Origin of the sequence: Nocardioides sp. GCM10028917 (assembly GCF_042666175.1) — a bacterium.
In the GTDB taxonomy this organism is placed as follows: domain Bacteria; phylum Actinomycetota; class Actinomycetes; order Propionibacteriales; family Nocardioidaceae; genus Nocardioides.
This window is the reverse complement of record NZ_JBHTFL010000008.1, coordinates 63,354-88,609: the sequence shown is the minus strand read 5'-3', so window position 1 is coordinate 88,609 and position 25,256 is coordinate 63,354. Positions and strand designations below refer to the sequence as shown.

At 71.4% G+C, this 25,256-nt stretch carries 21 protein-coding genes; 9 read left to right on the top strand and 12 right to left on the bottom strand.

The features are described from left to right. The first annotated feature begins 10 nt into the window (after window positions 1-10). Complete coding sequence (locus ACFQW6_RS16845; RefSeq protein WP_378547895.1) at window positions 11-1,201, top strand: acetyl-CoA C-acetyltransferase; 1,191 nt, start codon at window positions 11-13, stop codon at window positions 1,199-1,201. Window positions 1,202-1,220: 19 nt separating this feature from the next. After that, window positions 1,221-2,192 carry a methylmalonyl Co-A mutase-associated GTPase MeaB gene (gene meaB / locus ACFQW6_RS16840; protein WP_378547892.1) on the top strand — a complete coding sequence of 324 codons (972 nt, stop codon included), beginning with the start codon at window positions 1,221-1,223 and terminating at the stop codon, window positions 2,190-2,192. On the opposite strand, the gene ACFQW6_RS16835 is transcribed toward meaB, so the two are convergent. The 3 genes from ACFQW6_RS16835 to ACFQW6_RS16825 all read right to left on the bottom strand — a co-directional run bounded on the left by ACFQW6_RS16835 (window position 2,189) and on the right by ACFQW6_RS16825 (window position 4,225). Continuing rightward, window positions 2,189-2,680, bottom strand: coding sequence for a hypothetical protein (locus ACFQW6_RS16835; RefSeq protein WP_378547889.1), 492 nt, complete (start codon window positions 2,678-2,680; stop codon window positions 2,189-2,191). The genes meaB and ACFQW6_RS16835 overlap by 4 nt on opposite strands. 162 nt (window positions 2,681-2,842) lie before the next feature. Then, on the bottom strand, window positions 2,843-3,574 hold the full coding sequence (locus ACFQW6_RS16830; protein WP_378547887.1) for an SDR family oxidoreductase: 732 nt from the start codon (window positions 3,572-3,574) through the stop codon (window positions 2,843-2,845). A gap of 75 nt (window positions 3,575-3,649) precedes the next feature. Beyond that, window positions 3,650-4,225, bottom strand: a complete 576-nt coding sequence (locus ACFQW6_RS16825) for a GtrA family protein (RefSeq protein ID WP_378547884.1) — start codon at window positions 4,223-4,225, stop codon at window positions 3,650-3,652. Between the two features lie 105 nt (window positions 4,226-4,330). On the opposite strand from ACFQW6_RS16825, the gene ACFQW6_RS16820 reads away from it, so the two are divergent. Further along, window positions 4,331-5,266 carry a tetratricopeptide repeat protein gene (locus ACFQW6_RS16820; RefSeq protein WP_378547881.1) on the top strand — a complete coding sequence of 312 codons (936 nt, stop codon included), beginning with the start codon at window positions 4,331-4,333 and terminating at the stop codon, window positions 5,264-5,266. On the opposite strand, the gene ppdK is transcribed toward ACFQW6_RS16820, so the two are convergent. From ppdK to ACFQW6_RS16805, 3 genes are all read right to left on the bottom strand, one after another. Next, complete coding sequence (gene ppdK / locus ACFQW6_RS16815) at window positions 5,252-7,930, bottom strand: pyruvate, phosphate dikinase (RefSeq protein WP_378547878.1); 2,679 nt, start codon at window positions 7,928-7,930, stop codon at window positions 5,252-5,254. The two genes, ACFQW6_RS16820 and ppdK, sit on opposite strands and share 15 nt — an antisense overlap. 15 nt (window positions 7,931-7,945) lie before the next feature. Continuing rightward, a complete protein-coding gene (locus ACFQW6_RS16810) occupies window positions 7,946-8,968 on the bottom strand; it encodes a GNAT family N-acetyltransferase (protein WP_378547875.1) in 1,023 nt (340 codons plus the stop codon). 125 nt (window positions 8,969-9,093) lie between these two features. Beyond that, on the bottom strand, window positions 9,094-10,941 hold the full coding sequence (locus ACFQW6_RS16805) for a multicopper oxidase domain-containing protein (RefSeq protein WP_378547872.1): 1,848 nt from the start codon (window positions 10,939-10,941) through the stop codon (window positions 9,094-9,096). A gap of 171 nt (window positions 10,942-11,112) precedes the next feature. Here ACFQW6_RS16805 and ACFQW6_RS16800 point away from each other — a divergent pair, with 171 nt between their 5' ends. Further along, window positions 11,113-11,973 (top strand): hypothetical protein, encoded by an 861-nt coding sequence (locus ACFQW6_RS16800; protein ID WP_378547869.1) that lies wholly within the window; start codon window positions 11,113-11,115, stop codon window positions 11,971-11,973. On the opposite strand, the gene glgB is transcribed toward ACFQW6_RS16800, so the two are convergent. The 4 genes from glgB to ACFQW6_RS16780 are packed head-to-tail and all read right to left on the bottom strand — an operon-like array spanning window position 11,974 to window position 19,098. After that, complete coding sequence (gene glgB / locus ACFQW6_RS16795) at window positions 11,974-13,971, bottom strand: 1,4-alpha-glucan branching protein GlgB (RefSeq protein WP_378547866.1); 1,998 nt, start codon at window positions 13,969-13,971, stop codon at window positions 11,974-11,976. Beyond that, window positions 13,968-15,368, bottom strand: a complete 1,401-nt coding sequence (locus ACFQW6_RS16790) for a hypothetical protein (protein WP_378547863.1) — start codon at window positions 15,366-15,368, stop codon at window positions 13,968-13,970. The genes glgB and ACFQW6_RS16790 overlap by 4 nt, the downstream gene beginning before the upstream one ends. Next, entirely contained in the window at window positions 15,365-17,095 is a 1,731-nt protein-coding gene (gene treS / locus ACFQW6_RS16785; protein ID WP_378549174.1) for a maltose alpha-D-glucosyltransferase, read from the bottom strand. The genes ACFQW6_RS16790 and treS overlap by 4 nt, the downstream gene beginning before the upstream one ends. A gap of 23 nt (window positions 17,096-17,118) precedes the next feature. Further along, window positions 17,119-19,098: an alpha-1,4-glucan--maltose-1-phosphate maltosyltransferase gene (locus tag ACFQW6_RS16780; RefSeq protein WP_378547860.1), complete on the bottom strand. Its 1,980-nt coding sequence runs from the start codon at window positions 19,096-19,098 to the stop codon at window positions 17,119-17,121. A gap of 191 nt (window positions 19,099-19,289) precedes the next feature. Here ACFQW6_RS16780 and glgP point away from each other — a divergent pair, with 191 nt between their 5' ends. Beyond that, window positions 19,290-21,872, top strand: a complete 2,583-nt coding sequence (gene glgP, locus ACFQW6_RS16775; RefSeq protein ID WP_378547857.1) for an alpha-glucan family phosphorylase — start codon at window positions 19,290-19,292, stop codon at window positions 21,870-21,872. Window positions 21,873-22,213: 341 nt separating this feature from the next. Beyond that, entirely contained in the window at window positions 22,214-22,546 is a 333-nt protein-coding gene (locus tag ACFQW6_RS16770) for a hypothetical protein (protein WP_378547854.1), read from the top strand. A 186-nt stretch (window positions 22,547-22,732) separates the two neighbouring features. Here ACFQW6_RS16770 and ACFQW6_RS16765 read toward each other — a convergent pair whose 3' ends face one another. Next, a complete protein-coding gene (locus tag ACFQW6_RS16765) occupies window positions 22,733-22,879 on the bottom strand; it encodes a hypothetical protein (protein WP_378547852.1) in 147 nt (48 codons plus the stop codon). A gap of 29 nt (window positions 22,880-22,908) precedes the next feature. Further along, window positions 22,909-23,277, bottom strand: a complete 369-nt coding sequence (locus tag ACFQW6_RS16760) for a hypothetical protein (protein ID WP_378547850.1) — start codon at window positions 23,275-23,277, stop codon at window positions 22,909-22,911. Window positions 23,278-23,330: 53 nt separating this feature from the next. On the opposite strand from ACFQW6_RS16760, the gene ACFQW6_RS16755 reads away from it, so the two are divergent. From ACFQW6_RS16755 to ACFQW6_RS16745, 3 genes are all read left to right on the top strand, one after another. Continuing rightward, complete coding sequence (locus ACFQW6_RS16755; protein WP_378547848.1) at window positions 23,331-23,816, top strand: MarR family winged helix-turn-helix transcriptional regulator; 486 nt, start codon at window positions 23,331-23,333, stop codon at window positions 23,814-23,816. Between the two features lie 63 nt (window positions 23,817-23,879). Continuing rightward, window positions 23,880-24,788, top strand: a complete 909-nt coding sequence (locus ACFQW6_RS16750) for a helix-turn-helix domain-containing protein (protein WP_378547846.1) — start codon at window positions 23,880-23,882, stop codon at window positions 24,786-24,788. A gap of 82 nt (window positions 24,789-24,870) precedes the next feature. Next, on the top strand, window positions 24,871-25,248 hold the full coding sequence (locus ACFQW6_RS16745) for a VOC family protein (protein WP_378547843.1): 378 nt from the start codon (window positions 24,871-24,873) through the stop codon (window positions 25,246-25,248). Window positions 25,249-25,256: the final 8 nt, after the last annotated feature.

Here is a 25,256-nt window from a genome sequence, read left to right as displayed (position 1 = left end):
GGCACCCGTCATGTCTGGATCCGTCATCGTTGCCGGGGCTCGCACCCCGATCGGCCGCCTGCTCGGCGGGCTCAAGGACCAGTCGGCCGCCGACCTCGGCGGCGTCGCGATCAAGGGCGCCCTGGAGAAGGCCGGCGTCAGCGGCGACCAGGTCGACTACGTGATCATGGGCCAGGTCATCCAGGCCGGCGCCGGCCAGAACCCTGCCCGCACGGCCGCGGTGAAGGGCGGCGTACCCATGTCTGTGCCCTCGATCACGATCAATAAGGTGTGCCTGTCCGGGCTCAACGCCATCGCGCTCGCCGACCAGCTGGTGCGGGCCGGCGAGTGCGAGATCGTCGTCGCCGGCGGCATGGAGTCGATGACCCAGGCCCCGCACTTCCTGCCGAAGTCGCGCGAGGGCGTGAAGTTCGGCGACGTGAACCTGGTCGACTCGATGGCCTACGACGCCCTCTTCGACCAGTTCACCTCCCAGGCGATGGGCCTGCTCACCGAGGAGTGCAACGCGGCCGGCGCCAACCTGACGCGCGAGGAGCAGGACACCTTCGCGGCGTACTCGCACCAGAAGGCCGCGGTCGCCTGGAAGAACGGCGTCTTCGCCGACGAGGTGGTGCCCGTGGAGATCCCGCAGCGCAAGGGCGACCCGGTCGTGGTCACGGAGGACGAGGGCGTCCGTGGTGACACCACGGTGGAGTCCCTCGGCAAGCTCCGTCCCGCCTTCAGCAAGGAAGGCACCGTCACCGCCGGCTCGGCCTCGCAGATCTCCGACGGCGCCGCGGCGGTGGTCGTGATGAGCAAGGCCAAGGCCGAGGAGCTCGGCCTGACCTGGCTCGCCGAGATCGGTGCGCACGGCCAGGTGGCCGGACCCGACTCCACGCTCCAGCTCCAGCCTGCTGCCGCGACCGCGAAGGCCTGCGAGAAGGAGGGCATCTCGCCCTCGGACCTCGACCTGGTCGAGTTCAACGAGGCGTTCGCCGCCGTCGGCATCGCCTCAGCCCGCGAGCTCGGCATCGAGGACGCCAAGGTCAACGTCAACGGCGGGGCGATCGCGCTCGGCCACCCCGTCGGGATGTCCGGCACGCGCGTCGTGCTCACGCTCGCCCTGGAGCTCCAGCGCCGCGGTGGCGGCGTCGGTGCCGCCGCGCTCTGCGGCGGCGGCGGCCAGGGCGACGCCCTGATCGTCCGCGTGCCCTCTGCGTGACGAGCGCGTGACGTCCGGCGTGACGAGGCGGGGAGCCCACGCGGTCCCCGACCTCGTCGCGCGCGCTCGCGAGGGTGACCCGGCCGCGGTGGCGCGGCTCATCACCCTCGTCGAGGACGCCTCGCCGCTCCTGCGGGAGGTGATGTCGGCCCTCGGCCCCGACGCCGGCCGGGCACACGTCCTGGGCATCACCGGCGCCCCGGGAGTCGGAAAATCGACCTCCACCAACGCCCTCGTCGCCGCGATGAGGCGCGCCGGCAAGCGCGTCGGCGTGCTGGCCATCGACCCCTCCTCGCCCTTCTCGGGTGGGGCGCTCCTCGGCGACCGCGTGCGCATGGGCGACCATGCCCTCGACCGCGACGTCTACATCCGGTCGATGGGTGCGCGCGGCCACCTCGGCGGCCTGGCGTGGTCGACCCCGCAAGCGGTCCGCGTCCTCGACGCCGCCGGATGTGACGTGGTGGTCGTGGAGACCGTGGGGGTCGGCCAGAGCGAGGTCGAGGTGGCGGGCCTCGCCGACACCACGCTCGTGCTGCTGGCGCCGGGCATGGGCGACGGCATCCAGGCCGCGAAGGCGGGGATCCTGGAGATCGGGGACGTGTACGCCGTCAACAAGGCCGACCGCGAGGCCGCCGACCGCGCGCGGCGTGAGCTCCGCACCATGCTCACCATGGCCGATCGTCGCGACGGCGCCTGGCGGCCGCCGGTGCTCCAGACGGTCGCCAGCACGGGGCAGGGCATCGGCGAGCTGCTCGCCGAGGTCGACCGGCACGCGGCCTGGCTGCAGGAGTCGGGCGAGCTCGCCCACCGTCGTACGGTCCGGGCGCGGCGCGAGGTGGAGGCGATCGCCCTCGCTGCGCTGCGCGAGAGGTGGGGACGTGCCGACGCCGGGCTCGACCTCGACGAGCTCGCCGAGCGTGTGGCGACGGGTGAGGTGGACCCCTACGCCGCGGCCGACGAGCTGCTCGCCGACGGACGGTCGTTCGGCTAGGCCGTCGCCGACAGCGCCTGGTGGATGTCGTCGGCGAGCCGGCGGGTCCACGCCTCGAGCACCTGCACGCTCACGCCCTGGGCGGTCACGGTGAGCAGGTGGCGCTCGCCCTCGGGCGAGGGAACCGAGGCGATCACGGTGTGGAGCAGCCCCAAGGTGAGCTCGACCGTGTCGACCGCGCGCTCCGGGTCCGGTCCGCCCGGGGTGCGGGCCGCGAAGGCCGCCCTGCTCTGGCGCGCCACCCTGGCGACGTCCGCCCGGGCCAGGCCGTGGACCGCGAGCGCGTCGCCGTCCGCCGTCGCGAGCAGCGCACACGACGGGCCGTCGATGGCCGCGAGCACCTCGACGAGGGAGGCCCACAGTCCTCCGACGGGCGACCCCGGCCCCGGCGACTGCTCCAGGAGCGGCTCCCGGCCCCGCCGGGAGGCACGTCCGATCCACGAGCCGCCCCGCGCAAGTGGGTGCGGGGTGACCAGTTCTGCGGTCAAGGGGGCGTCCTTCCGAGTGAACGAGGGAGCGGCCGACCTGGGACGGCGACGGGTCCTGTGGGTCCCGCGTGGCTTCCGTGTGGGTGAAATGTAACCGCGCACACGGCGTCGCGAGGCGATTCGGCGATCTTCCCCAGCGCGTGGGCCCGAGCAGGTCCGCCGTCAGCTGATGCGGAGGGTCTGCCCGGTGATGCGGGCGGCGGCGCTGCTCGCGAGGAACAGCGCGGCGTCGGTGACGGCGTCACCGACCCGGGGCTGGCTGCGGACCAAGGTGCCGCCGGCGACCCGACTGCCCCCGGCCGGCTCGGCGCCCGGCGTGAACTGGCGCGGGAGCACCGCGCGTGCGTCCCGGAGCACGGAGTTGACCCGCACGCCCAGGCCGGCCCAGTTGCGACCTGCGCGCTCGGTCGACTCGGCCAGCTCGCGCTGGGCCGCCTCCGGGGTGCTGGCGAGCTGCAGCCAGCTGGTCACGGCGCCGGTGTTGACGACGCAGCCGCCCCCGAGGGCCGGGCTCTGGCCGAGCTTGAGGCGGAGCCGGGTCGTCAGGAACGTCGGGCCGAGCAGTCCGGAGCGGGCTGCCTCGGTGATGAAGGCCTGCTCGTCGGGCGGCAGGCCGTAGGGCAGGTTGCAGGACGCAGCCAGCACGAGCACGTCGATGTGGCCGATCGTGCCGACGAGGTGATCGATCGAGTCCTGCCGCGCAAGGTTGACCGACTCGTAGTCGAAGGCCGAGAGGTCGCTGTCGTAGAGCGAGCGCAGCATCATCGTGCCCGTGACCGTCACCGACGCACCGGAGGCCGCGAACGCCGTGGCGATGCGGTGTCCCTCGCCCCTCGTGCCGCCGACCACCAGTACCTGGTAACCGTTGAAGTCGTACGACCCCGCTGTCGTCATGCGACGTGCCCTCCCCTCGAGACCCCGGCATGTTCTACCACGCAGTAGCTGTCGGCCGACAGGTGCGGAGGGTGCTCACTCGACCCGTACGTCGTCGTGCTGGCGCTCCTCGAGCACGCCCAGACGGGCGCTGCGGACGGCGGCGAACGTCCACAGCTTGTTGAGCACGAACGACAGGGGGGTCACCACCGTGATCACGATGAGCTGCGACCAATAGAGCCGGTTGCGGAGCCCGGAGGAGTCGTCGAAGACGTCGCGCGGCAGGCTGATGGCGGAGTCGGGGTGCATGAGCAGCGTCAGCAGCGCAAGACCGAGGACCTGGCACATCAGGCCCACGGCGAGGAAGGGCCAGTACTCGCGCCACCAGGGCGCGGCCAGGTTGCTCTTGAACGTCCACGTGCGGTTGAGCTGGAAGTTCGACAGGTTGGCGACCAGGAAGGCGATCGTCGAGTAGACGTGGTACCAGCGCAGGTTGAACCCGGACGAGCCGAGCGCCAGGACGGCGTCGTCGAAGTGCGGGCCGAAGCGGCGCAGCACCACCAGGGTGAGCAGGTTGACCAGCACGCCCGAGGCGCCCACGACGCCGAACCGGACGAGGAGGCCGACGTTGCGCCGGTGCCGCGACATCAGCGCAGCTCCCCGGGATCCCATGGAGCGAGCCTAGCCGCGAGCGACGTGGGCGCCCGTGGCTCCGGCGGGACGAGAAGGTTGCCGACCCCCGCGTCCGTTCGAGGCCCGCGTCCCTAGGATTGGGTCATGACGCAGCAGCCGTTCAGCCGCCCAGGTGCCATCGACCTCTCCGGGCTCGGCCGGCCGCCGGCGCCGCAGCAGGCGGCCCCGAGCGCCGGCGCCGGGTCCCCCGGAGGGGCGTACTCCGTCGCGATCACCCAGGACAACTTCCAGCAGGTCCTGCAGGAGTCGATGACGGCGCCCGTCGTCATCGTGTTCCACTCCGCGGCCCAGGCGCCGGGCAGCGACCAGTACGCCGCCGACGTGGCCGCCGAGGCCGAGCGGCTGGAGGGCCGGCTGCTGGCCGCGCTGGTGGACGTCGACGCCCACCCCGAGATCGCCCAGGCCATGCAGATCCCGCAGGTCCCGCTGACGATGGTGGTCCTCGACGGACGCCCGGTCAGCCAGCCGATCCCCGGGGCGCTGTCGCCCGAGGAGATCTCCACGCTCTTCAGCCAACTGGGTCAGCAGCTCACCGCTCAGGGCATCACGGGCCGGCACCAGCCCCGGTCCGGCGGCGCACCGGCGGCCGAGGGGGAGGAGGAGGTCGTCGACCCGCGCTACGCGCCGGCCGAGGACGCGCTCGCGGCCGGGGACATCGACGCCGCGGTCGCGGAGTACCAGAAGCTGCTGGACGCCAACCCGGCCGACGCGGAGGCCGCCGGCGGTCTCGCGATCGCGAAGGTCATGCAGCGCACGCAGGGCGTCGACCTCAACGCCGCCCGGGCCGCGGCGGCGGACCAGCCCGACGACGTCGACGCGCAGACCCTGGTCGCCGACCTCGACATGGTCGGGGGGCACGTCGAGGACGCCTTCACCCGCCTGGTCAACCTGGTCGCCCGCACCTCCGACAAGGACCGGGAGAAGGCGCGCGACCACCTCCTCGGCCTCTTCGCGGCGGTCGGCAACGACGATCCCCGCGTCCTGGCGGGTCGTCGCAACCTGGCCTCAGCGCTCTTCTGAGTCCCGCTTCCCGAGCACCGAGCGTCCGGCCTCGAGCCGGGCGACCGGCACGCGGAAGGGCGAGCACGAGACGTAGTTGAGGCCCACCTCGTCGAAGAAGTGGACGGACAGCGGGTCGCCGCCGTGCTCGCCGCACACGCCGACCTTGAGGTCGGGCTTGGTCTTGCGACCCTTCTTGGTCCCCATCTCGACCATGCCGCCGACGCCGAGCTGGTCGAGCGACTCGAACGGCGAGACGTCGAAGATCCCGTGCTCGAAGTAGCGCGAGAAGAACGACGCCTCCACGTCGTCGCGGGAGAAGCCCCACGCCATCTGGGTCAGGTCGTTGGTGCCGAAGGAGAAGAAGTCGGCGGACTTGGCGATGCGGTTGGCCAGGAAGGCGGCGCGTGGCAGCTCGATCATCGTGCCGATGGCGATGTCGAGCTTGACCCCGCGCTCCTCCTCGACCTCGGCGATCTGCTGGTCGATCTCGCCCCGGACGATCTCGAGCTCGCGCACGCTCGCCACCAGCGGCACCATGATCTCCGGCCGTGGCGTGCCGTGGGCGTCCATCCGGTCGGCGGCCGCCTCGGCGATGGAGCGCGCCTGCATGCGGAACAGGCCGGGGATCTGGATGCCGAGGCGCACGCCGCGGAGGCCCAGCATCGGGTTCTGCTCGTGGAGCCGGCGGACGTGCGTGAGCAGCCGCGCGGCGTGCTCGTCGACCTCGCCGCGCTCCTCGGCGAGTGCGACCTCGACGCTGAGCTCGGTGAGGTCGGGCAGGAACTCGTGCAGCGGTGGGTCGAGCAGCCGGATCGTCACGGGCAGGCCGTCCATCGCCTCGAGGATCTCGGTGAAGTCCTGCCGCTGCAGCGGGAGGAGCTCGTCGAGCGCGGCCTCCACCCCGGCCTCGTCCTCGGCGACGATGAGCTTCTCCACCAGCTCGCGACGCTCGCCGAGGAACATGTGCTCGGTGCGGCACAGCCCGATGCCCTGGGCGCCGAAGCGGCGGGCCCGGGCGGCGTCGTCCGGGGTGTCGGCGTTGGTGCGGACCCGCAGCCGGCGCGCGCCGTCGGCGTGGGCCATGATCCGCGCCACCGCCTGGGCGAGGTCGTCGTCGATCTTCTCGCCCTCGAAGTGGCGCACGACCACCGAGTCGGCGACCGGCACGGCGCCGGCGAAGACCTCGCCGGTCGTGCCGTCGATGGAGATGACGTCGCCCTCGCGGATCGTCTCGCCGTCGCGGACGCGGAACTCCCTGGCCTTGGTGTCGACGTCGAGCGACTCGGCGCCGCACACGCACGTACGGCCCATGCCGCGGGCCACGACCGCCGCGTGCGAGGTCTTGCCGCCGCGGCTGGTGAGGATGCCGCGGGCCGCCACCATGCCGCGGAGGTCGTCGGGGTTGGTCTCCTTGCGGACGAGGATCACGTCCTCGCCACGACCGGCCCACTCCACGGCGGTGTCGGAGTCGAAGACGGCCTTGCCGACGGCGGCGCCGGGGGAGGCGTTCATGCCCTTCGCGAGGAGCGTGCGGTCGGCGGACTCGTCGAAGCGCGGGAACATCAGCTGGGCCAGCTGGTCGCCGGTTACGCGCAGCACGGCCTCGTCCAGCTGGATCATGCCCTCGTCGACCATGTGCACGGCGATGCGGAACGCCGCCTCCGGCGTGCGCTTGCCGACGCGCGTCTGCAGCATCCACAGCTTGCCGCGCTCGACGGTGAACTCGATGTCGCACATGTCGCGGTAGTGGCGCTCGAGCCGCGTCATGATCTGCATCAGGTCGTCGTGGGACGTCCGGTCGATCTCGGCCATGTCGGCCAGGGACACGGTGTTGCGGATGCCGGCCACGACGTCCTCGCCCTGGGCGTTCTGGAGGTAGTCGCCGTACTCGCCCTGCGCGCCGCTCGCCGGGTCGCGGGTGAAGGCGACGCCGGAGCCGGAGTCCATGCCGAAGTTGCCGAAGACCATGGCCTGCACGTTGACCGCGGTGCCGAGGTCCTCGGGGATCCGCTCCTGGCGGCGGTAGAGCCGCGCGCGGTCGGTGTTCCACGAGTCGAAGACGGCCCGGATCGCGAGGTCCATCTGCTCGCGCGGGTCCTGCGGGAAGTCGCGGCCGGTGTCGGCCTTGATGATGCCCTTGAAGGTCTCGACCAGAGCGCGCAGGTCGTCGGCGTCGAGGTCCAGGTCGTTGTCCGTGCCCTTGGCCTTCTTCACGTCGTCGAGCGCGTCCGAGAACAGCTCGGAGTCGACGTGCAGCACCGTGCCGCCGAACATCTGGAGCAGCCGGCGGTAGGAGTCCAGCGCGAAGCGCTCGGACTCGCTGCGGGCCGCCAGACCGCCGACCGAGGTGTCGTTGAGCCCCACGTTGAGGACCGTCTCCATCATCCCCGGCATCGAGAACTTCGCGCCGGAGCGCACGGACACCAGGAGCGGGTCGTCGGAGTCGCCGAGCTTCTTGCCCATCGCCTCCTCGAGCGCCGCGAGGTGCTCGGTGACCTCCTCGGCCAGCCCCTCGGGCTCGCCGCCCTCGGCGAGGTAGGCACGGCACGTCTCGGTGGAGATCGTGAAGCCCGGCGGGACCGGCAGGCCGAGGTTGGTCATCTCGGCGAGGTTGGCGCCCTTGCCGCCCAGGAGGTCCTTCTTGTCCTTGCTTCCCTCTGCGAAGTCGTACACCCAGGTCATGAAAGGCATCCTGCCTCAGCGACCGGACTCCGTATACGGCTGATCGCCCCCGACAGCGGCCCGCACCCTCCGGGAGGTGAAGTCTGCGGCCAGGTCGTCGACCTCCTCCAGCGTGCAGAACCGCACGTCGCGGATCTCGCGCTCCTGCATGACCACGTCCGCGAGCACCTCGGGTCCGTGGGTGCCCCCGTCGAAGACCAGGCACACCGCGTCGTCCCAGCCGCCCCACGCGGGCAGCCAGTCGGTGAGCACCAGGTCGCCCGGCTCGATCTCGAGGCCGAGCTCCTCCTCGACCTCGCGCTTCACCGCCAGCCGCGGTGACTCGCCGACCTCGACCACGCCGCCGGGGAGGTCCCAGTCGCGCTTGTAGGTCAGCTGGCACAGCAGCACGCGTCCCTCCGGGTCGCGCACGAGCATCTGCGAGATCGCCCGCTTGCGGGGGAGGAAGGAGTTGAGGAGGGACCGGAAGCTCTCGGGGTCGGACAGGGGAGGATCCGTCGCGAGGCGCGCGAAGACGGCGTAGGACGTGGCGTCTGCTCGGTCGCCCATGCCGGGCGCGATGCGCTGCACGCCCTCGAGGCGCATGCCTGCCCGGGTCGCGACCCGGCGGCTGCGGTCGTTGCGTGGATCGATACGCGCCTCGACCCGTTGCAGGCCCCACCCACCCTGGTCGGGATCCGAGAAGGCCCAGTCCACCAGGATGCGTACGGCCCGGGCGGCGTGGCCGTGCCCTCGGTGGCCGGCGTACAGGGCCCACCGCAGGCTCGCCCCGGCGCTGCCTTCACGGGTCAGGTCGACGCTCCCCACCAGACGTCCGTCGTGTTCGACGACGAAGGACGCCTGATCACCCGCCCGGAAGCGCTGACGCCAGCGCGCGATCGCCGCGGAGTGGGTCTGCTCGGTGACGTCGGCCGGGTCCCAGCCGAGCCAGAGGGCCATCTCGTCGTCGTGACCGGCCACGGCCTCCGCGACGTCGTCGTCGCGCCATGCCCGCAGCGTCACGGTCCCGTCAGTCAGCGTCGGCTGTTCGTCAGGCACCCGGCCACCCTAGCGACGAGACCACAAGCACCATGAAGGCAGTTGGGGCGGTGCCGGGCTGCCGCCACGCTCACACCGGGCGGATGTCCGGCGAACTGCCTGCATGGTGTGTCTCGCCGGCGGGGCTACCGGACCACGTCGAATCGGGCCATCATCCCGTGGTCCTCGTGGTCGAGCATGTGGCAGTGGATCATGAAGGGGCCGGTGTAGTCGGTGAAGCGGGCAGCGACCTCGACCTCCTCGCCGGGCTCCAGCCGCCAGGTGTCCTCCAGGCCCCGCTCCCACGGAGGCGGACGCCGGCCGTCGCGGAGGAGGGTGCGCCACTGCTCGGCGTGGATGTGGACGTAGTGGGTGACGTCGCTGGTGTTGCGGAAGCGCCACCGCTCGACGGTGTCGAGGCGGGCGCGGTGGTCGACCCGGCGCGGGTCGAAGGCGCGGCCGTTGATCGTCCAGGCGCTGCCGTGGTGCGAGGACTCCTCGAGCCCGAAGGTCCACGTCTGCGAGACCTTGGCCGGGACGGGGGAGACCAGCTTCGGCGAAGGCAGTCGCGACGGTAGCCGCGAGGCGTCCCTGGCCGGGGCGCCCACCCGGAACTCCATGACAGGGGTCTCGCGCGCGTCGTCCCCGGAGGTCCCGCTGGCGGCCGGGACCGACGCGAGCACGAGGCGCTGGCCGGTGGCGCCGCTGAAGTCGACGATCACGTCGGCGCGCTGGGCCGGCCCGAGCAGCACGCTTGACCGCACGACGGCCTTCGGGAGCAGGCCGCTGCCGGTGCCGATCTGCAGGAACGGCCGGCCGTCGGACAGCGTGAAGTTGTAGCTCGAGAACGGCGACGAGTTCAGCAGCCGCAGGCGGTAGCGGGTCGCCGACACGTCGAGGTACGGCGCGTACCGGCCGTTGACCAGGACCGTGTCGCCGACCGTCGCGTCGTCCGGCGGCGCGTGGGCCCCCGTCCACGACATCTCGCCGTGGTGCCCCACCATCTCAGGGCCGGCGGCGAACGGGTCGGTCAGCTGGTTGCCGCTGGTGAAGGACCGCTCGGAGACCATCAGCGGCACGTCGCGGCGGCCGGTCGGCAGGCTCAACGTGCGCGTGGGCGGGTCGGTGACGATGAACATGCCCTGCAGGCCGCGCCAGTTGTTGCGGGCGGTGCGGTCCATCCGGTGGTCGTGGTACCAGAAGAACGAGCCGGGCTCGGGGCGCCCGTCGACCACGAGCGGGTAGTCGTACGTCCGCTCGCCGCCACGCGCGATCAGGTGGGTCGTCGGCTGCCCGTCGTCCGCAGAGGCGTGGTGGTCGCCGTGCAGGTGTGTCGACATGGACCCGGCACCGCGGGGGAGCCGGTTGACGACGGTCACCTCGGTGCCGCGCCCGCCCCGCCGCCTGATGGTGGGACCGGGATAGCTGCCGTCGTAGGTCCACATCGACGTGCGCGGTCCGTGCGGGAGGGTCCGCACCTCCGCGCGGCGCATGACCAGCCTGATGTCCTCACCGCGCCGCGTGCTGGGGACCACGAGCGGCTGCTCGAAGCGCGTGTCCACGGGCTCGGCGCCGCCCGCGACGCCCTCGACGTTGATAACGCCGCGCATGTTGGGGTGGAACTTGCAGAAGAAGGCCCACGCACCGGCTGACAGCGCCTCGACACCGGTGACCGTCGCGGACGTGCCCGCGGGGACGCGTACGTCGAACAGGGGCGTCCCGTCCGCGTTGCGGGCGACCGACGTGACGGTGTGGTCCATGGAGTCGAGGTTGACGACGGTGACGGTGCCACCGCCACCGACGGTCACCTCGGGGGTGGCGAACCCTGCGCGGGTGCCGCCCTCCTCGACGAGGATGGTCGCGTTCCGCACCGGCTCGGCGGAGGCCGTACGCCCCTCCGGACCGGACGCCGGGTCGAGGGCCACGAGCGCGACCGCGCACGTCACGATGCCGACCAGCCAGGCCGTCGGCCGGCGACGCAGGATCCCCGTCATCGTCCCGAGTGTGCATCAGTGACCGGGTGCCGGCATCCCCAGAAATCGGTGGTCTGGACCTCGCCCGGATGTCACGAAAATCGATGATGACGGGCCCAGGGATCGGTGCCACTACTGGAAGGTGGTGCCGACGGCACCGCACTTTCCCAGAAGGGTAGGACCACCATGCACGTGCCCACCGAACTGCGAAGGGTGGTGGCGGTCGTGTGCGCCACGGCGCTCGCGAGCTCGCCCGTCCTCCTCGTACCCACGACAGCTGGTGCCTCCGGCGCCGCCACCACCAGCGCCCGAGCGGCCATGCCGCACCTCACCGCGCTGCTGACCAAGAAGACGATCATCGTGAAAGGGGCCGACAACCTGAGCGCAGGACGTGTGCACCTCGACGTCAAGGGCGGGCCGGTCGAGTTCGTGACCTTCGACAAGGGCTACGACATCGCGGACTTCACTGCCGACTTCAACAAGTTCGGCGCCAAGAGGGACATCAAGGCGCTGAAGCGCGTGGTCAGCAAGTCCACCATCATCGGTGGCCTCGAGGCCGGCGGCTCCGGCACCATCGTCTTCCCGCGCCCGGGCGCCTACACGCCGATCTCCCTCGGCCAGCGTGGCGTGGTGACCGGCAAGACACTCGTCGTCGACGGTCCCAAGCGCTCGTCCAAGACCCCCCGCACCGACGGCTCCATCATCGGGAAGAACGGTCCGTCCTGGGGAGGCGCCTCGCAGCTGCCCCACCAGGGTCGGTTCGCGTTCAAGAACAAGGCGGACGAGCCGCACTTCGTGATCCTCCAGCAGGTCGCCGAGGGCACCACCACCGACCAGGTGCTGGAGGCCCTGCAGAGCGGGGACGGGCCGGAGCCCTCGTGGATCTTGCCGGCCGGTATGACAACCGGGACGCTGAGCCCCGGCCGCAGCATGACGGTCGACTACGACCTGCCCGCAGGCCAGTACGTCGTCATGTGCTTCTTCCCCGACCCCAAGATGGGCGGCATGGAGCACGCCCTGATGGGGATGCTGAGGATGATCAACCTGAGCTGATCAGGTCGTTCCGTCCTCCTTGCGGAACCACACCGTCGCCAGGGGCGGCACCACGATGTCAGCGTGCGCAGGCTGGCCGTGGTGCTCGCCCTCGGTGGCGGTGACGGCGCCGAGGTTGCCCACGCCGGATCCGTAGTAGGACTCGGCGTCCGTGTTGAGGACCTCCGCCCACCTTCCCGCCGACGGCAGGCCGAGGCGATAGCCCTCGTGCGGGGTGCCGGCGAAGTTGGCCACGCACACCAGGTCGGGCTCGCCGGGGGAGCGGCGGACGAACGAGAAGGTGTTGGCGCCCGCGTCGTTGGCGTCGATCCACTGGAAGCCCGACGGCTCGTTGTCGCGCCCCCACAGCGCGCCGCTCTCGGCGTACGCGCGGTTCATGTCCCGCACCATCGCGTGGACACCTGCGTGCTCGGGGTGCTCCAGGAGCCACCAGTCGAGCTCGCGGCTCTCGGCCCACTCGGACTCCTGGCCGAACTCGCAGCCCATGAAGAGCAGCTGCTTGCCGGGGTGGGCCCACATGTAGGCGAGGTAGGCGCGCAGGTTGGCGAGCTGCTGCCAGCGGTCGCCGGGCATCTTGCGCAACAGGGAGCCCTTGCCGTGCACGACCTCGTCGTGGCTGATCGGCAGGACGTAGTTCTCCGCGAAGGCGTAGACGAGCGAGAACGTCATCTGGCCGTGGTGGTGGCTGCGGTAGAGCGGGTCCTTGGAGACGTAGTTGAGCGAGTCGTGCATCCAGCCCATGTTCCACTTGAACCCGAAGCCGAGGCCGCCGTCGCTCGTGGGCCCGGTGACGCCGGGCCAGGCGGTCGACTCCTCGGCGATCGTGACGATGCCGGGCACCCTCTTGTAGACGGTGGCATTCATCTCCTGCAGGAACTGCACCGCCTCGAGGTTCTCCCGGCCGCCGTGCTTGTTCGGCGACCACTCGCCGTGCTCGCGGGCGTAGTCGAGGTAGATCATCGAGGCGACGCCGTCCACGCGCAGGCCGTCGGCGTGGTACTCCTCGAGCCAGTAGACCGCGTTGGCGTAGAGGAAGTTGCGCACCTCGTTGCGGCCGAAGTTGAAGATGTGGGAGCCCCACTCCTTGTGCCAGCCGCGCTGCGGGTTGGGGTCCTCGTAGAGCGGGGTGCCGTCGAAGCGGGCCAGCGCCCACTCGTCGGTGGCGAAGTGCCCGGGGACCCAGTCGAGGATGACGCCGACGCCGGCCTGGTGGAGCCGGTCGATGAGGCGCTTCAGCCCGTCGGGGTCGCCGAAGCGCGAGTCGGGGGCGAAGTAGGAGGTGACGTGGTAGCCCCACGAGCCGCCGAACGGGTGCTGCATCACCGGCATGAACTCGACGTGGGTGAAGCCGAGGTCGGAGACGTAGGGGACCAGCGCGTCGGCGATCTCGTCCCACGTGTAGAGCTCGCCCGAGTAGTGCTTGCGCCACGAGGCGAGGTGCACCTCGTAGGTCGACATCGCCTCGTCGACGGGTTGGCTCGTGCGGCGCTTCTCGAGCCACGCTTCGTCGCCCCACTGGTGCTGCGACCGCCACACCTTCGAGGCGGAGCTCGGCGGCTTCTCGGCGTACTGGGCCAGGGGGTCGGCGCGGTCGACCCACTGGCCGTCGGCGCCCCGGATCCGGTACTTGTACTGCGACCCGACGCCGGCCTCCTCGACGTGGACGTGCCAGACGCCGGACCCGTCGAGGCGTGTCATGGGGTGTGCCGAGCCGTCCCACCCGGCCCACTCGCCGGCGACCTGGACCTCCATGGCGTTGGGGGCCCACACGCGGAAGGACGTGCCGTCGGTGCCTTGCTGCGCGCCGAGCACCGTCCAGAGCAGCTCGTGGCGACCCTCACCGATCAGGTGAAGGTCGAGCTCGCCGGGGGCGTGGGGGTCCCGCGACCCGGCCGCGGGTGCACCACCGACCGTGCTCTCCGGAGCGGTCCGGACCGGGGCGGCGGCCTCCGGGGTGCTCGTGGGCTTGCTCGTGTGCTTGCTCGTGGGCTTGGTCATGACGACTCCTCCAACGCTGCGAGAGGGATGGAGAGCCATCCCGGACGATTGCGTGCTTCGTAGACCGCCTCGTAGACGACCTTGTCCGCGAGGTAGGCGTCGAGCAGTACCCCGTTGGGGCCGTCGAGCTCCTCCCCGCGCTTCTCGGTGTAGGCGGCCAGGAACGCGGCGCGGTTGCGTGCGGACCACTCGGACGCCCGGTAGGCACGCTGCTCGGCCTCGCCACCGGCGTCGGCGCCACCGGTCATCGCGACCACGCGCGGTGCGTAGTCGAAGGAGCGGACCATCCCTGCCACGTCCCGCCAGGCCGAGTCGGGCCTGAGTCGCTCGGCGAGCGGCTTGGCCGGCTCGCCCTCGAAGTCCACGATCTTCCAGCCCTTGACGGTGCGCAGGGTCTGGCCGAGGTGCAGGTCACCGTGGACCTGCTGCACCTCGACGGCGTCGAGCTCGCGCAGCCGGGCGAACGTCTCGCGCAGCCGGGTCTCGTGGGCCGCCAGGTCCGGTACGACGTCGAGGGCGGCCACGAGCCGGTCCTCCATCGCCTGGGCCAGCTCGCCCAGGGCGTCGGCCTCGCGCCGCTCGACCGGGAAGTGCGCGGCCAGGTCGGCATGCACCTCGGCCAGCGCGATGCCGAGTCGCGCGGCCTCGCCGGCGAAGTCACCGCCGACCTCGTCGGCGTGCAGGTCGGCCTCGGCGAACAGGTTCCGCACGCTGGCCAGCGCCAGGTCCCAGCCGTCGCTCGCGGTGCGGAGGAACTGCTGGAGCATCGCGAGCTGGATGGTGGTGTTGGTGTCGTCGTCGACGAGGTCGAGCCACCCGTAGAGCGCGGCGACGTGGGTCGACTCCGCCTCGGTGAGGACCTGGTGGATCGCGATGTCGGGGTTGACCCCCGGGGTCACCTTGCGGAAGACCTTCATCAGCGCGTCCTCGCCGAAGGCGACCGACGAGTTCGACTGCTCGCCGGAGAAGAGCGTCGAGTGGGCCTCGATGTCGAGGTCGTGGCCCGGCAGCCGGTGGAACATCAGGTCGCCGCGCACGTCGGACGGCGGCGCCGGCGCGACGCCGTGCCGGGCGAACGCCGCCAGCCACAGGGCCATCGCCTGGCGGTCGTGCAGCGCGTCGTAGACGTGCGCGTGCCCGAGCTCGTCGTCGTCCCACTCGCCGATGAGCGCGTGGGAGATCCGCTCCTGCGGCTCGGCGTAGAACGCCAGCGGCAGCTGGTAGAGGTCGGTGGACCCGTCGTCGTACGTCACCTCGGCGAGCTGGATCGCGACCCGCAGGCCTTCGGGGGCGTCGGGGAGCTCGCCGACGCGGCGCACGCTCGTCAGCGTCCAGTCGCGCCCCTTGCCGCCGAACCAGCGGGCCTCGCTGATCCAGCTGGTCAGGTCGTCGTTCACGATCCCTCCACCCCCGCGGTCGTCGGTTCGGTCAGCCTCAGCCAGAGGAAGCCGTAGCCACCCAGGGTGAGCAGGTAGGGCAGCTCACCGACGGCTGGGAACGGCACGCCGCCGAGCAGCTCGATGGGCACCATGCCCTCCCACTGCCGCAGGTCGAGCTCGACCGGCTGGGGGAAGCGGGAGAGGTTGTTGACGCAGAGGATCACGTCGCGGTCCTCGGCTCCGCGGTGCTCGCGGATGTACGACAGGACGCTCGGGTTGGAGCCGCCGAGGTCGACGAAGTCGCCGAGCCCGAAGGCCGGGTGGCGGCGCCTGGCGTGGACCAGGCGACGGGTCCAGTGGAGCAACGAGGAGGTGTTCTCCAGCTGCGCCTCGACGTTGACCGACTGGTAGCCGTAGACCGGGTCCTGGATCGCCGGCAGGTGGAGCTTGCCGGGCGTGGCTGCGGAGAACCCCGCGTTGCGGTCGGGCGTCCACTGCATCGGCGTACGCACTCCGTCGCGGTCGCCGAGCCAGATGTTGTCGCCCATCCCGATCTCGTCGCCGTAGTACAGGACGGGTGATCCGGGCAGCGACAGCAGGAGCGCGGTGAAGAGCTCCATGCGGTTGACGTCGTTGTCGAGCAGCGGCGCCAGCCGGCGGCGGATGCCGATGTTGGCCTTCATCCGCGGGTCGTGGGCGTACTCCGACCACATGTAGTCGCGGTCCTCGTCGGTCACCATCTCGAGGGTGAGCTCGTCGTGGTTGCGCAGGAAGATGCCCCACTGGCAGCCGTCGGGGATCGACGGGGTCTGCTCGAGGATCTCCGAGATCGGGAATCGCGACTCGCGGCGCACCGCCATGAAGATGCGCGGCATGACGGGGAAGTGGAAGGCCATGTGGCACTCGGTGCCGATCCACCGGCCGTCCTCGGTCTGCTCGGGACCGAAGTACTCCACGACGTCGGCCGGCCACTGGTTGGCCTCGCAGAGCAGCACGCGCCCGGGGTAGTTCTCGTCGACGAAGCGGCGGCACTTCTTGAGGAAGTCGTGCGTCTCGGGCAGGTTCTCGCCGTTGGTGCCGGGACGCTCGTAGAGGTAGGGCACCGCGTCGAGCCGGAACCCGTCGAGGCCCATGTCGAGCCAGAAGGCCATCGCCTCCAGCATCGCGTCGTGGACCTTGGGGTTGTCGAAGTTGAGGTCGGGCTGGTGGTGGAAGAACCGGTGCCAGAAGTACTGCTGGCGCACCGGGTCCCACGTCCAGTTGGACGGCTCGGTGTCGACGAAGATGACGCGGGCGTCCTGGTAGAGCTCGTCGGTGTCGGACCACACGTAGAAGTCGCCGTACGGCCCCTCGGGGTCGCTGCGGCTGGCCTGGAACCACGGGTGGGCGTCACTCGTGTGGTTCATGACGAAGTCGATGATCACGCGGATGCCGCGCTGGTGGCAGGCGTCGATGAACTCGTGGAAGTCCTCGACCGTGCCGCACTCGGGGAGGATGTTGTTGTAGTCGGCGACGTCGTAGCCGCCGTCGCGCAGGGGCGAGGTGAAGAACGGCGGGACCCACAGGCAGTCCACGCCCAGCCACTCGAGGTAGTCGAGCTTCTCGATCAGGCCCTTGAAGTCGCCGGTCCCGTCACCGTTGGAGTCACGGAACGACCGCACCAGCACCTCGTAGAAGACCGCCGTGCGGAACCAGTCGGGCTCCGCGTTGAGCACGGCGGTCGCGCGGGTCGCGTCCGTCGGCATCTGGGACGAGGTCGGGTGTTCGGTCAACGGGTCCTCCTGACGACGATCACGTGGGCAGGTTCGTGGCCGGGGTCGAGCCGGACGTAGTTGTGCGCGGTCCAGCTCCAGTCCTCGCCGGTGATCTCGTCGTGGGCGACGAAGGAGTCGTGCCACTCCAGGCCGAGCGCCGGCATGTCGAGGTGGACCATCGTCTCCCGCGTGCCGTGCGGGTCGAGGTTGATGACGCTGATGACGATGTCGTCGCCGTGCTTCTTCGAGAAGACCAGCACGTGGTCGTCGTCGCTGGAGTGGATCGTCACGTTGCGCAGCAGCTGGAGCGCCGGGTGCTGGCGGCGGATCTGGTTGAGCCGCGTGAGGTAGGGCGCGAGCGTGGTGCCCTCGGCGTCGCGCTTCTCCCAGTCGCGGATGCGGATCTGGTACTTCTCCGAGTCGAGGTACTCCTCCGACCCGGGCTTCACCGCGACGTGCTCGAACAGCTCGTAGCCGGCGTAGACCCCCCAGCTGGGCGAACCGGTGGCGGCGAGCGCTGCACGCACCTTGAACGCCGCCGGTCCGCCGTACTGCAGGTAGGCGTGGAGGATGTCGGGGGTGTTGACGAAGAAGTTCGGCCGCATCAGGTGGTCGGACTCGTGCGAGACCTCGACGAGGTACTCCTCGATCTCGCGCTTGGCGGTGCGCCAGGTGAAGTAGGTGTAGCTCTGGTGGTAGCCGACCGCGCCGAGGCCGTGCATCATCGCGGGCTTGGTGAAGGCCTCGGACAGGAAGAGCACGTCGGGGTCCGTACGACGTACCTCCGCCAGCAGCCACTCCCAGAAGGCGAGGGGCTTGGTGTGCGGGTTGTCGACGCGGAAGATCCGCACCCCGTGCGACATCCAGAGCTTCACGACCCGCAGCACCTCGCGGCAGATGCCGGCCGGGTCGTTGTCGAAGTTCATCGGGTAGATGTCCTGGTACTTCTTCGGCGGGTTCTCGGCGTACGCGATCGTCCCGTCCGCGCGCGTCGTGAAGAACTGCGGGTGCGTGGTCACCCAGGGGTGGTCGGGCGCCGCCTGGAGCGCGAGGTCGAGGGCCACCTCGAGGTCGAGCTCACGGGCACGCGCGACGAAGGCGTCGAAGTCCTCGAACGTCCCCAGCTCGGGGTGGATCGCGTCGTGGCCGCCGTCCTTGCTGCCGATCGCCCAGGGCGAGCCGGTGTCGTCGGGGCCGGGCGTCAGGGTGTTGTTGGGGCCCTTGCGGTTGACCTCGCCGATGGGGTGGATCGGCGGCAGGTAGACGACGTCGAAGCCCATCTCGGCCACCCGGTCGAGGCGCTTGGCCGCCGTCCGGAAGCTCCCGCTCGTGATCGTGCCGGTCTTCTCGTCTCGCGTCGCGCCCTCCGAGCGGGGGAAGAACTCGTACCAGCTGCCGAAGAGCGCGCGGGAGCGGTCGGCGCGGAACCGGAACGGACCCGTCACGGTGAGCAGCTCGCGCAGCGGGTGAGCGAGGAGCACGGCCTCGAGCTCGGGGTCCTGGAGGGCGCCGAGGCGCGCGCCGACCGGACGTTCGGTGTCGGTCGCGGCCGCGATCGCGCCGGAGACGACGGCGGCCGACCGCTTGTCGAGCGCGTCCTTGCCCGTCCCTGCGGCCACGCGCTCCAGCAGGAGCCGCGCCTCGGTGAACATGAGCTCGACATCGACCCCGGCGGGGATCTTGATGCCCGCGTCGTGCTCCCACGTCGCGACCGGGTCGGACCAGGAGTGGATCTCGAAGGTCCACTCGCCCTCGATGTCGGGCGTGACGTGGGCGACGTAGCGGTTGGGCTCCTCGCCGTCGGGTCGCATCCGCACCGGGTCGCGGGTCCGGCCGCTCGGATCGGTCGCGACCACCTCCGCCGCGAGCTGGTCGTGGCCCTCGCGGAAGACCGAAGCGCGTACGGGCATCGGCTCCCCGACGGTGGCCTTGGCCGACTGGCGACCCAGGTCGACCACGGGAGAGACATCCATCACGGGTATCCGTCCAACCATGGCCCCACACTTGCGAACCCGAACCCCGCACGCAAGCCGACCGCGGCCGAGGCCACCCCTTGGGACGTCACGGCCGCGGTCGATGCCGTCAGGTCCGCGCGCCTACGTCGGACCTCGGCCGGGCGGCGCCGACGTGGCCGAGGAGGGCCCGCTCTTGGATCGTTCCAAGAAATGGCCTAGCGTGCTGGTCCGTGCGAGCGTTCAGACGATTCACCGTCCGTCCCGTCCTGCCCGAGCCCCTGGGGGCGCTGGCCGCCCTGGCCGGCAACCTGCGCTGGTCGTGGCACCCGCCCACCCAGGACGTGTTCTCCTCGATCGACCCCGAGCTGTGGCGCCGGGTCAAGTGCGACCCGGTGCGCCTCCTCGGTGCCGTCGGGCGTGAACGGCTCGACGAGCTGGTCGAGGACGGCGACTTCCGCGCGCGCCTCGGCGCCGCGCACGCCGACCTGCAGCGCTACCTCACCGAGGACCGGTGGTACGCCCGCAAGGCCGGCGACGACGCCCCGCGCGCCATCGCGTACTTCTCGTCCGAGTTCGGCATCACCTCGGTGCTGCCGCAGTACTCCGGCGGCCTCGGCATCCTGGCCGGTGACCACCTCAAGGCGTCCTCCGACCTCGGCATCCCGCTGGTGGGCGTCGGCCTGTTCTACCGCCACGGCTACTTCAAGCAGGCGCTCGACCGCGACGGCTGGCAGCAGGAGAGCTACCCCGTCCTCGACCCCGACGAGCTGCCGCTGACCGTGCTCCGCGAGGCTGACGGCAGCCGGGCGACGGTCTCCATCGCCCTCCCCGACGGCCCCGACCTGGTGGCCCGGATCCTCGTCGCCCACGTCGGTCGCGTGCCGCTGCTGCTCCTCGACACCGACGTCGAGGAGAACAGCGCCCACTACCGCGACGTGACCGACCGGCTCTACGGCGGCAACTCCGAGCACCGGCTGCGCCAGGAGCTGCTCCTCGGCGTGGGCGGCGTACGCGCCCTGCGGGTGTGGTCGCGCATCACCGGCGCCCCGGCGCCGGAGGTCTTCCACGCCAACGAGGGGCACGCCGGGTTCCTCGGCGTCGAGCGCATCCGCGAGCTCACCGTCGACGAGGCCGGGCCGCACCTCGACTTCGACACCGCGCTCGAGGTCTCCCGCGCCGGCACGGTCTTCACCACGCACACGCCGGTGCCCGCCGGCATCGACCGGTTCCCGCGCGAGCTCGTCTCCCAGTACTTCGCCGGCAGCTCGCCGACGCCGGGCGTCCCGGTCGACCGCATCCTCGCGCTCGGCGCCGAGACCTACGAAGGCGGCGACGCCGGGGTCTTCAACATGGCGGTGATGGGCTTCCGCCTCGCCCAGCGCGCCAACGGCGTCTCCGAGCTGCACGGCCACGTGTCGCGCGGCATGTTCAACGGTCTGTGGCCGGCCTTCGACGAGGCCGAGGTGCCGATCACGTCGATCACCAACGGCGTCCACGGCCCGACCTGGATCGCGCGCGAGGTCATCGAGCTCGCCGCGAGCCGCGGCGGCGACATCGACGGCGACGACACCGACGCCCTCTGGCCGCTCGTCGACCAGATCAGCGACCGCGAGATCTGGGACCTCAAGCGCACGCTTCGCACCCGCTTCGTCGAGGACGCCCGCGACCGGATGCGCCGCTCGGCGGTCAAGCGGGGCTACGCAGCCGCCGAGACCACGTGGATCGACAGCGCGCTCGACCCGAACGTCCTGACCATCGGGTTCGCCCGGCGCGTGCCGACGTACAAGCGGCTCACGCTGATGCTGCGCGACCCCGCCCGCCTCAAGAAGCTGCTGCTCGACCCCGAGCGGCCCATCCAGCTCGTCATCGCCGGCAAGGCGCACCCGGCCGACGAGACCGGCAAGCGGCTCATCCAGGAGATGGTGCGCTTCGCCGACGACCCGGAGGTCCGGCACCGCATCGCGTTCCTGCCCAACTACGACATCGCGATGGCGCAGCCGCTCTACCCCGGCTGCGACGTGTGGCTCAACAACCCGCTGCGCCCCTACGAGGCGTGCGGCACCTCCGGCATGAAGGCGGCGCTCAACGGCGGCCTGAACCTCTCGATCCTCGACGGCTGGTGGGACGAGTGGTACGACGGCAACAACGGCTGGGCGATCCCGTCGGCCGACGGCATCGACGATCCCGACCGGCGTGACGACCTCGAGGCCAACGCGCTCTACGACCTGCTCGAGGGCGAGGTCGTGCCGCGCTTCTACGAGACGAACGACGAGGGCGTGCCCCCGCGCTGGCTGGAGATGGTCCGCCACACGCTGAAGTCGCTCGGCCCCAAGGTGCTCGCCACCCGTCAGGTCCGCGACTACGTCCGCGAGCTCTACGCGCCGGCCGCGCACACCGCGCGCACGCTCAACTCCGACTACGTCGGCGCTCGCACCCTGGCGGGCTGGAAGCACGACGTCCGCGCCGCGTGGCCGGGCGTCCGCGTCGAGCACGTCGACTCCGAGGGCGTGGGCGACCAGGCCGTCGTGGGCGCGACGCTCGCCGTCCGCGCCTGGGTGGCGCTCGGCTCGCTGTCGGCCGACGATGTCGAGGTGCAGGTCGTGCACGGGCGGATCGGCTCCGACGACGTCCTCACCGCGACCTCGGCGACGCCGATGCTGGTGGGGGAGTCGTACGACGGCAACCGCCACCGCTTCGACGCCGCGGTGCCGCTCGCGGTCTCGGGCCCGTTCGGCTACACGGTCCGCGTGGTCCCGCGCAACGAGTCGCTGGCCTCCGTCGCCGAGCTCGGGCTGGTGGCCGAGCCGGCCTGACCGGCGACCTGACCGGCGGCCGGCCGCCCGCCGCGCCGATGCGGCTGTGTCAGTCCGCCGCGCTCGTCGCCAGCGGGTTGTGCCGGCGGCAGCGACAGAGGTCGCTGCAGGGGAGGTAGGAGTGTGCGGCGTGGCCGCACTCGGGACACGGCAGGTCGTGGCTGAGGCGGGACCGGTTCGTCTGGACGGTGTCCCACATGGTGCACCTCCTTCCGGTGCTGAGTGGTCCTCACAGCGTGCGCCTTCCCGTGCCCACTCCGCATCCGGGTTATTACCTACGTCGCCGCCGTCGCGTCGGTAAAGGCGTTGCCCGGCGCGGCGGTCGCGAGGACGATCGCCCCATGCCCTCGACCGTTCCGCCCGGCATCCTCGAGCCCTTCCTCGCGGCCGCTGACGTCGCCGCCTCGTCGCGACCCGACGTGGACGCGGAGACCGCGCGGGAGCTGATGGGGGAGGCGGCGAGCATGCTGCACGACAGCCTCGCTCTGGACCACCTCGACGAGCACGACCTGCTCCAGGTGGTCGCTGCCCTCGCCGCGGACCTCACGACCGTCGACCCGGGCGCGGCCGTACGTGCCCGCGCTGCCGCGGTGGCCGAGGACGACCGGGCCCTCCACGACCCGGGCGGCGTGCGCGGGGCGTACCTCGTGTGCGTGCAGGTGCTCGGGCTCTGACCGGAGACGCGCGGACCAAAGCCGGGGCGAAGCCGTCGTCCGAGCGTGGGTCGGACGACGACGGGCAGGTTCTGTCCGTGTGTCTACGAGGTGGAGCCAGGACCCGTCAGGCGGACTTAACGGCCGTCCGGCGGCGTGCCTCAGCGCGTGCTGAGCGGGACGCGGCCCGATCGGTCCGTCCGACCGTCAGTCGTCGCGGAGAGCGGCGTGCTGGTCGACGTTGCGCACGTCGTCCGGCTCGGGCGCGTGGTCGGTGTCGACCCCGGCGACCATGTCCTCCGCGCGCACGTCGGCGGGGAGGGTCGTGAAGCGCGTGCTGTCAGGTGCTCCCATGCAGCGACTGTAGCGCCGGACCGGACCGGTCAGCCGAAGGTGAGCCAGATCCCGATGGCCGTCGGCACGACGGCGAGCAGCAGCCACGGGGAGACGATGCGCTTGCCGTGGATCGCGCGGCCGACGGCGACCGCGAAGGCGCCGAAGATGCCGGCGATGACGTTGAGCCCGATCTTGGACGACGTGGGGGAGTCGTCCAGCATCACGGCTGCGACGACGAGGCCGACGACGAGGTGCAGGATCGTGGTGACGGCGAGCGTCGACATCACCCAGCGCTGCACGCGGGCGAGGTCGCGGGCGTCCTTCTCGGGGTCCTGGACGATCCGGCGCGGGGCGTCGAGGTCGAGCAGGTGGCCGCGACCCTTCTCCGTACGTCGAGCGGGAACGCTGCCGGCCATGCGAGCCTCTCTCACGAATCGTTTGCTGTGACAACGATTGCTAGGCTAACGGAATGTCCGCGCCCCGCCGAATCGACGATCTCGACGGCATCGACGATCCCCTCGCTCTCGAGCGACAGGTCTGCTTCGCCCTCGCGGTCGCGTCCCGCACGGTCATCTCCGTCTACCGGCCGGTGCTCGAGCCGATGGGGCTCACCCACCCGCAGTACCTCGTGATGCTGGCGTTGTGGGGCGGGGAGCCGTTGTCCGTGACGGAGCTCAGCCGTCGGCTCGAGCTCGACCCGGCGACGCTCTCACGGCTGCTCCGGCGGCTCGAGGCGGCCGGCCTCGTGCGGCGGGACCGGAACCCCGCGGACGAGCGCAGCCTCGCGGTGGCCCTGACGGACCGGGGCCGCGACCTGCGCAGGGAGGCGCTCGAGGTGCCCGGCACGATCCTTCGGCGCCTCGGGCTGGAGCTCCACGAGCTGGTGGACCTGCGCGACCGCCTCACCGAGGTCATCGGGGCCGCGAAGGCGGCGACGGAGGCGCAGCCCGCCTGAGCGGGTGCAGACTGCGCACGTGCGATCAAGTGCGCGGCCCCGCCACGGGCGAGGGTGGTGGTCATGACGACAGCGGCCGACACCTTCGCCGAGTTCCTCGCCACCCTGGCCGAGACCCTCGACCTGGGCGGCGACGAACGGGCGCGCCGGCTCCACCTCTCGCGCTTCCACCTCGCGCGCGTCGTGTCGGCAGCGGGCGGTGAGCCCCCGGAGCGGATGCGTCGGCGGCTGCTGCTGGAGCGCGCGGCGTACCGCCTGCTGACGGGCGACGAGCAGGTGGTCGACGTCGCGTTCGAGGCCGGCTACGGCTCGCACGAGGCGTTCACCCGAGCGTTCGCGCGGGAGTACGGCACCGCGCCGAGCCGCTGGCGTCAGCACCCCACCCGCACCCAGATCGAGGGTCCGAGCGGCGTGCACTTCCACCCGCCCGGCAGCCTGCGGCTGCCGACCTCCCGAAAGGTGACCCCGATGGACCTGATGACACGCATGATCGAGCACCACGTCTGGCTGACCGGCGAGCTGATCGACCGGGCGAGCCGACTCAGTGACGAGCAGCTCGACGCCCCGATCGAGGTGCCCATCGGCACCATCGACTGCGACATGACCATCCGTTCCGTGCTCGGCCGGCTCGTCGGGCAGCTGGCCCAGTGGAACGCCGCCGTCGACCAGCGGTCCTACGACTGGGACCAGGAGCGCGGCAAGTCGCTCAGCACGCTGCGGCGCGAGCTCGCCGAGGAGGGCCCCGCCTTCCTCGAGCAGGTGCGTACGACGATCGATGAGGGCCGCCTCGACGACACCTTCGTCGACGTCACCTGCGAGACGCCGCGGGTCTTCACCTACGGCGGGATGGTGGCGCACGTGCTGACCTTCGCCGCCGTACGACGCCTCGTGGTGCTGGGCGCCTTCGAGAACCACGGCATCACCGACCTCGAGGCCGGCGACCCGATGGAGTGGATGGGCGCCCCGGCCTGACCCGCGCGCCCCTTGACCTCCGCTGGAGCCGGGGCAAGTGTGGGTGGCAGCGTGGTCAGCGTGGTCAGCAAGGAGGTCCGCCATGCCGGACGACCAGTACGCCAGCGTCCGCTACCTCGTCGATGACGTCGATGCCGCGGTCGCGTTCTACACCGACGTCCTCGGGTTCACGGTGCTCAGCCGCCCGGCACCGCCGTTCGCCGACGTCGTCCGGGGACCCCTGCGCCTGCTGCTCTCGGGACCGCAGACCTCCGGGGCGCGTGCGACGCCGCAGGAGCTCGCCGGCCCCGGGCGCAACCGGATCCACCTGGTGGTGGACGACCTGGACGCCGAGCTCGAGCGCCTGCGGGGGGTGGGGGTGCATCCACTCGGTGAGGTCGTCGCGGGACCGGGCGGGCGCCAGTTCCTCGTCACCGACCCGGCCGGCAACCTTGTCGAGGTGTTCGAACCGGCCTCGTGAGACCTGCC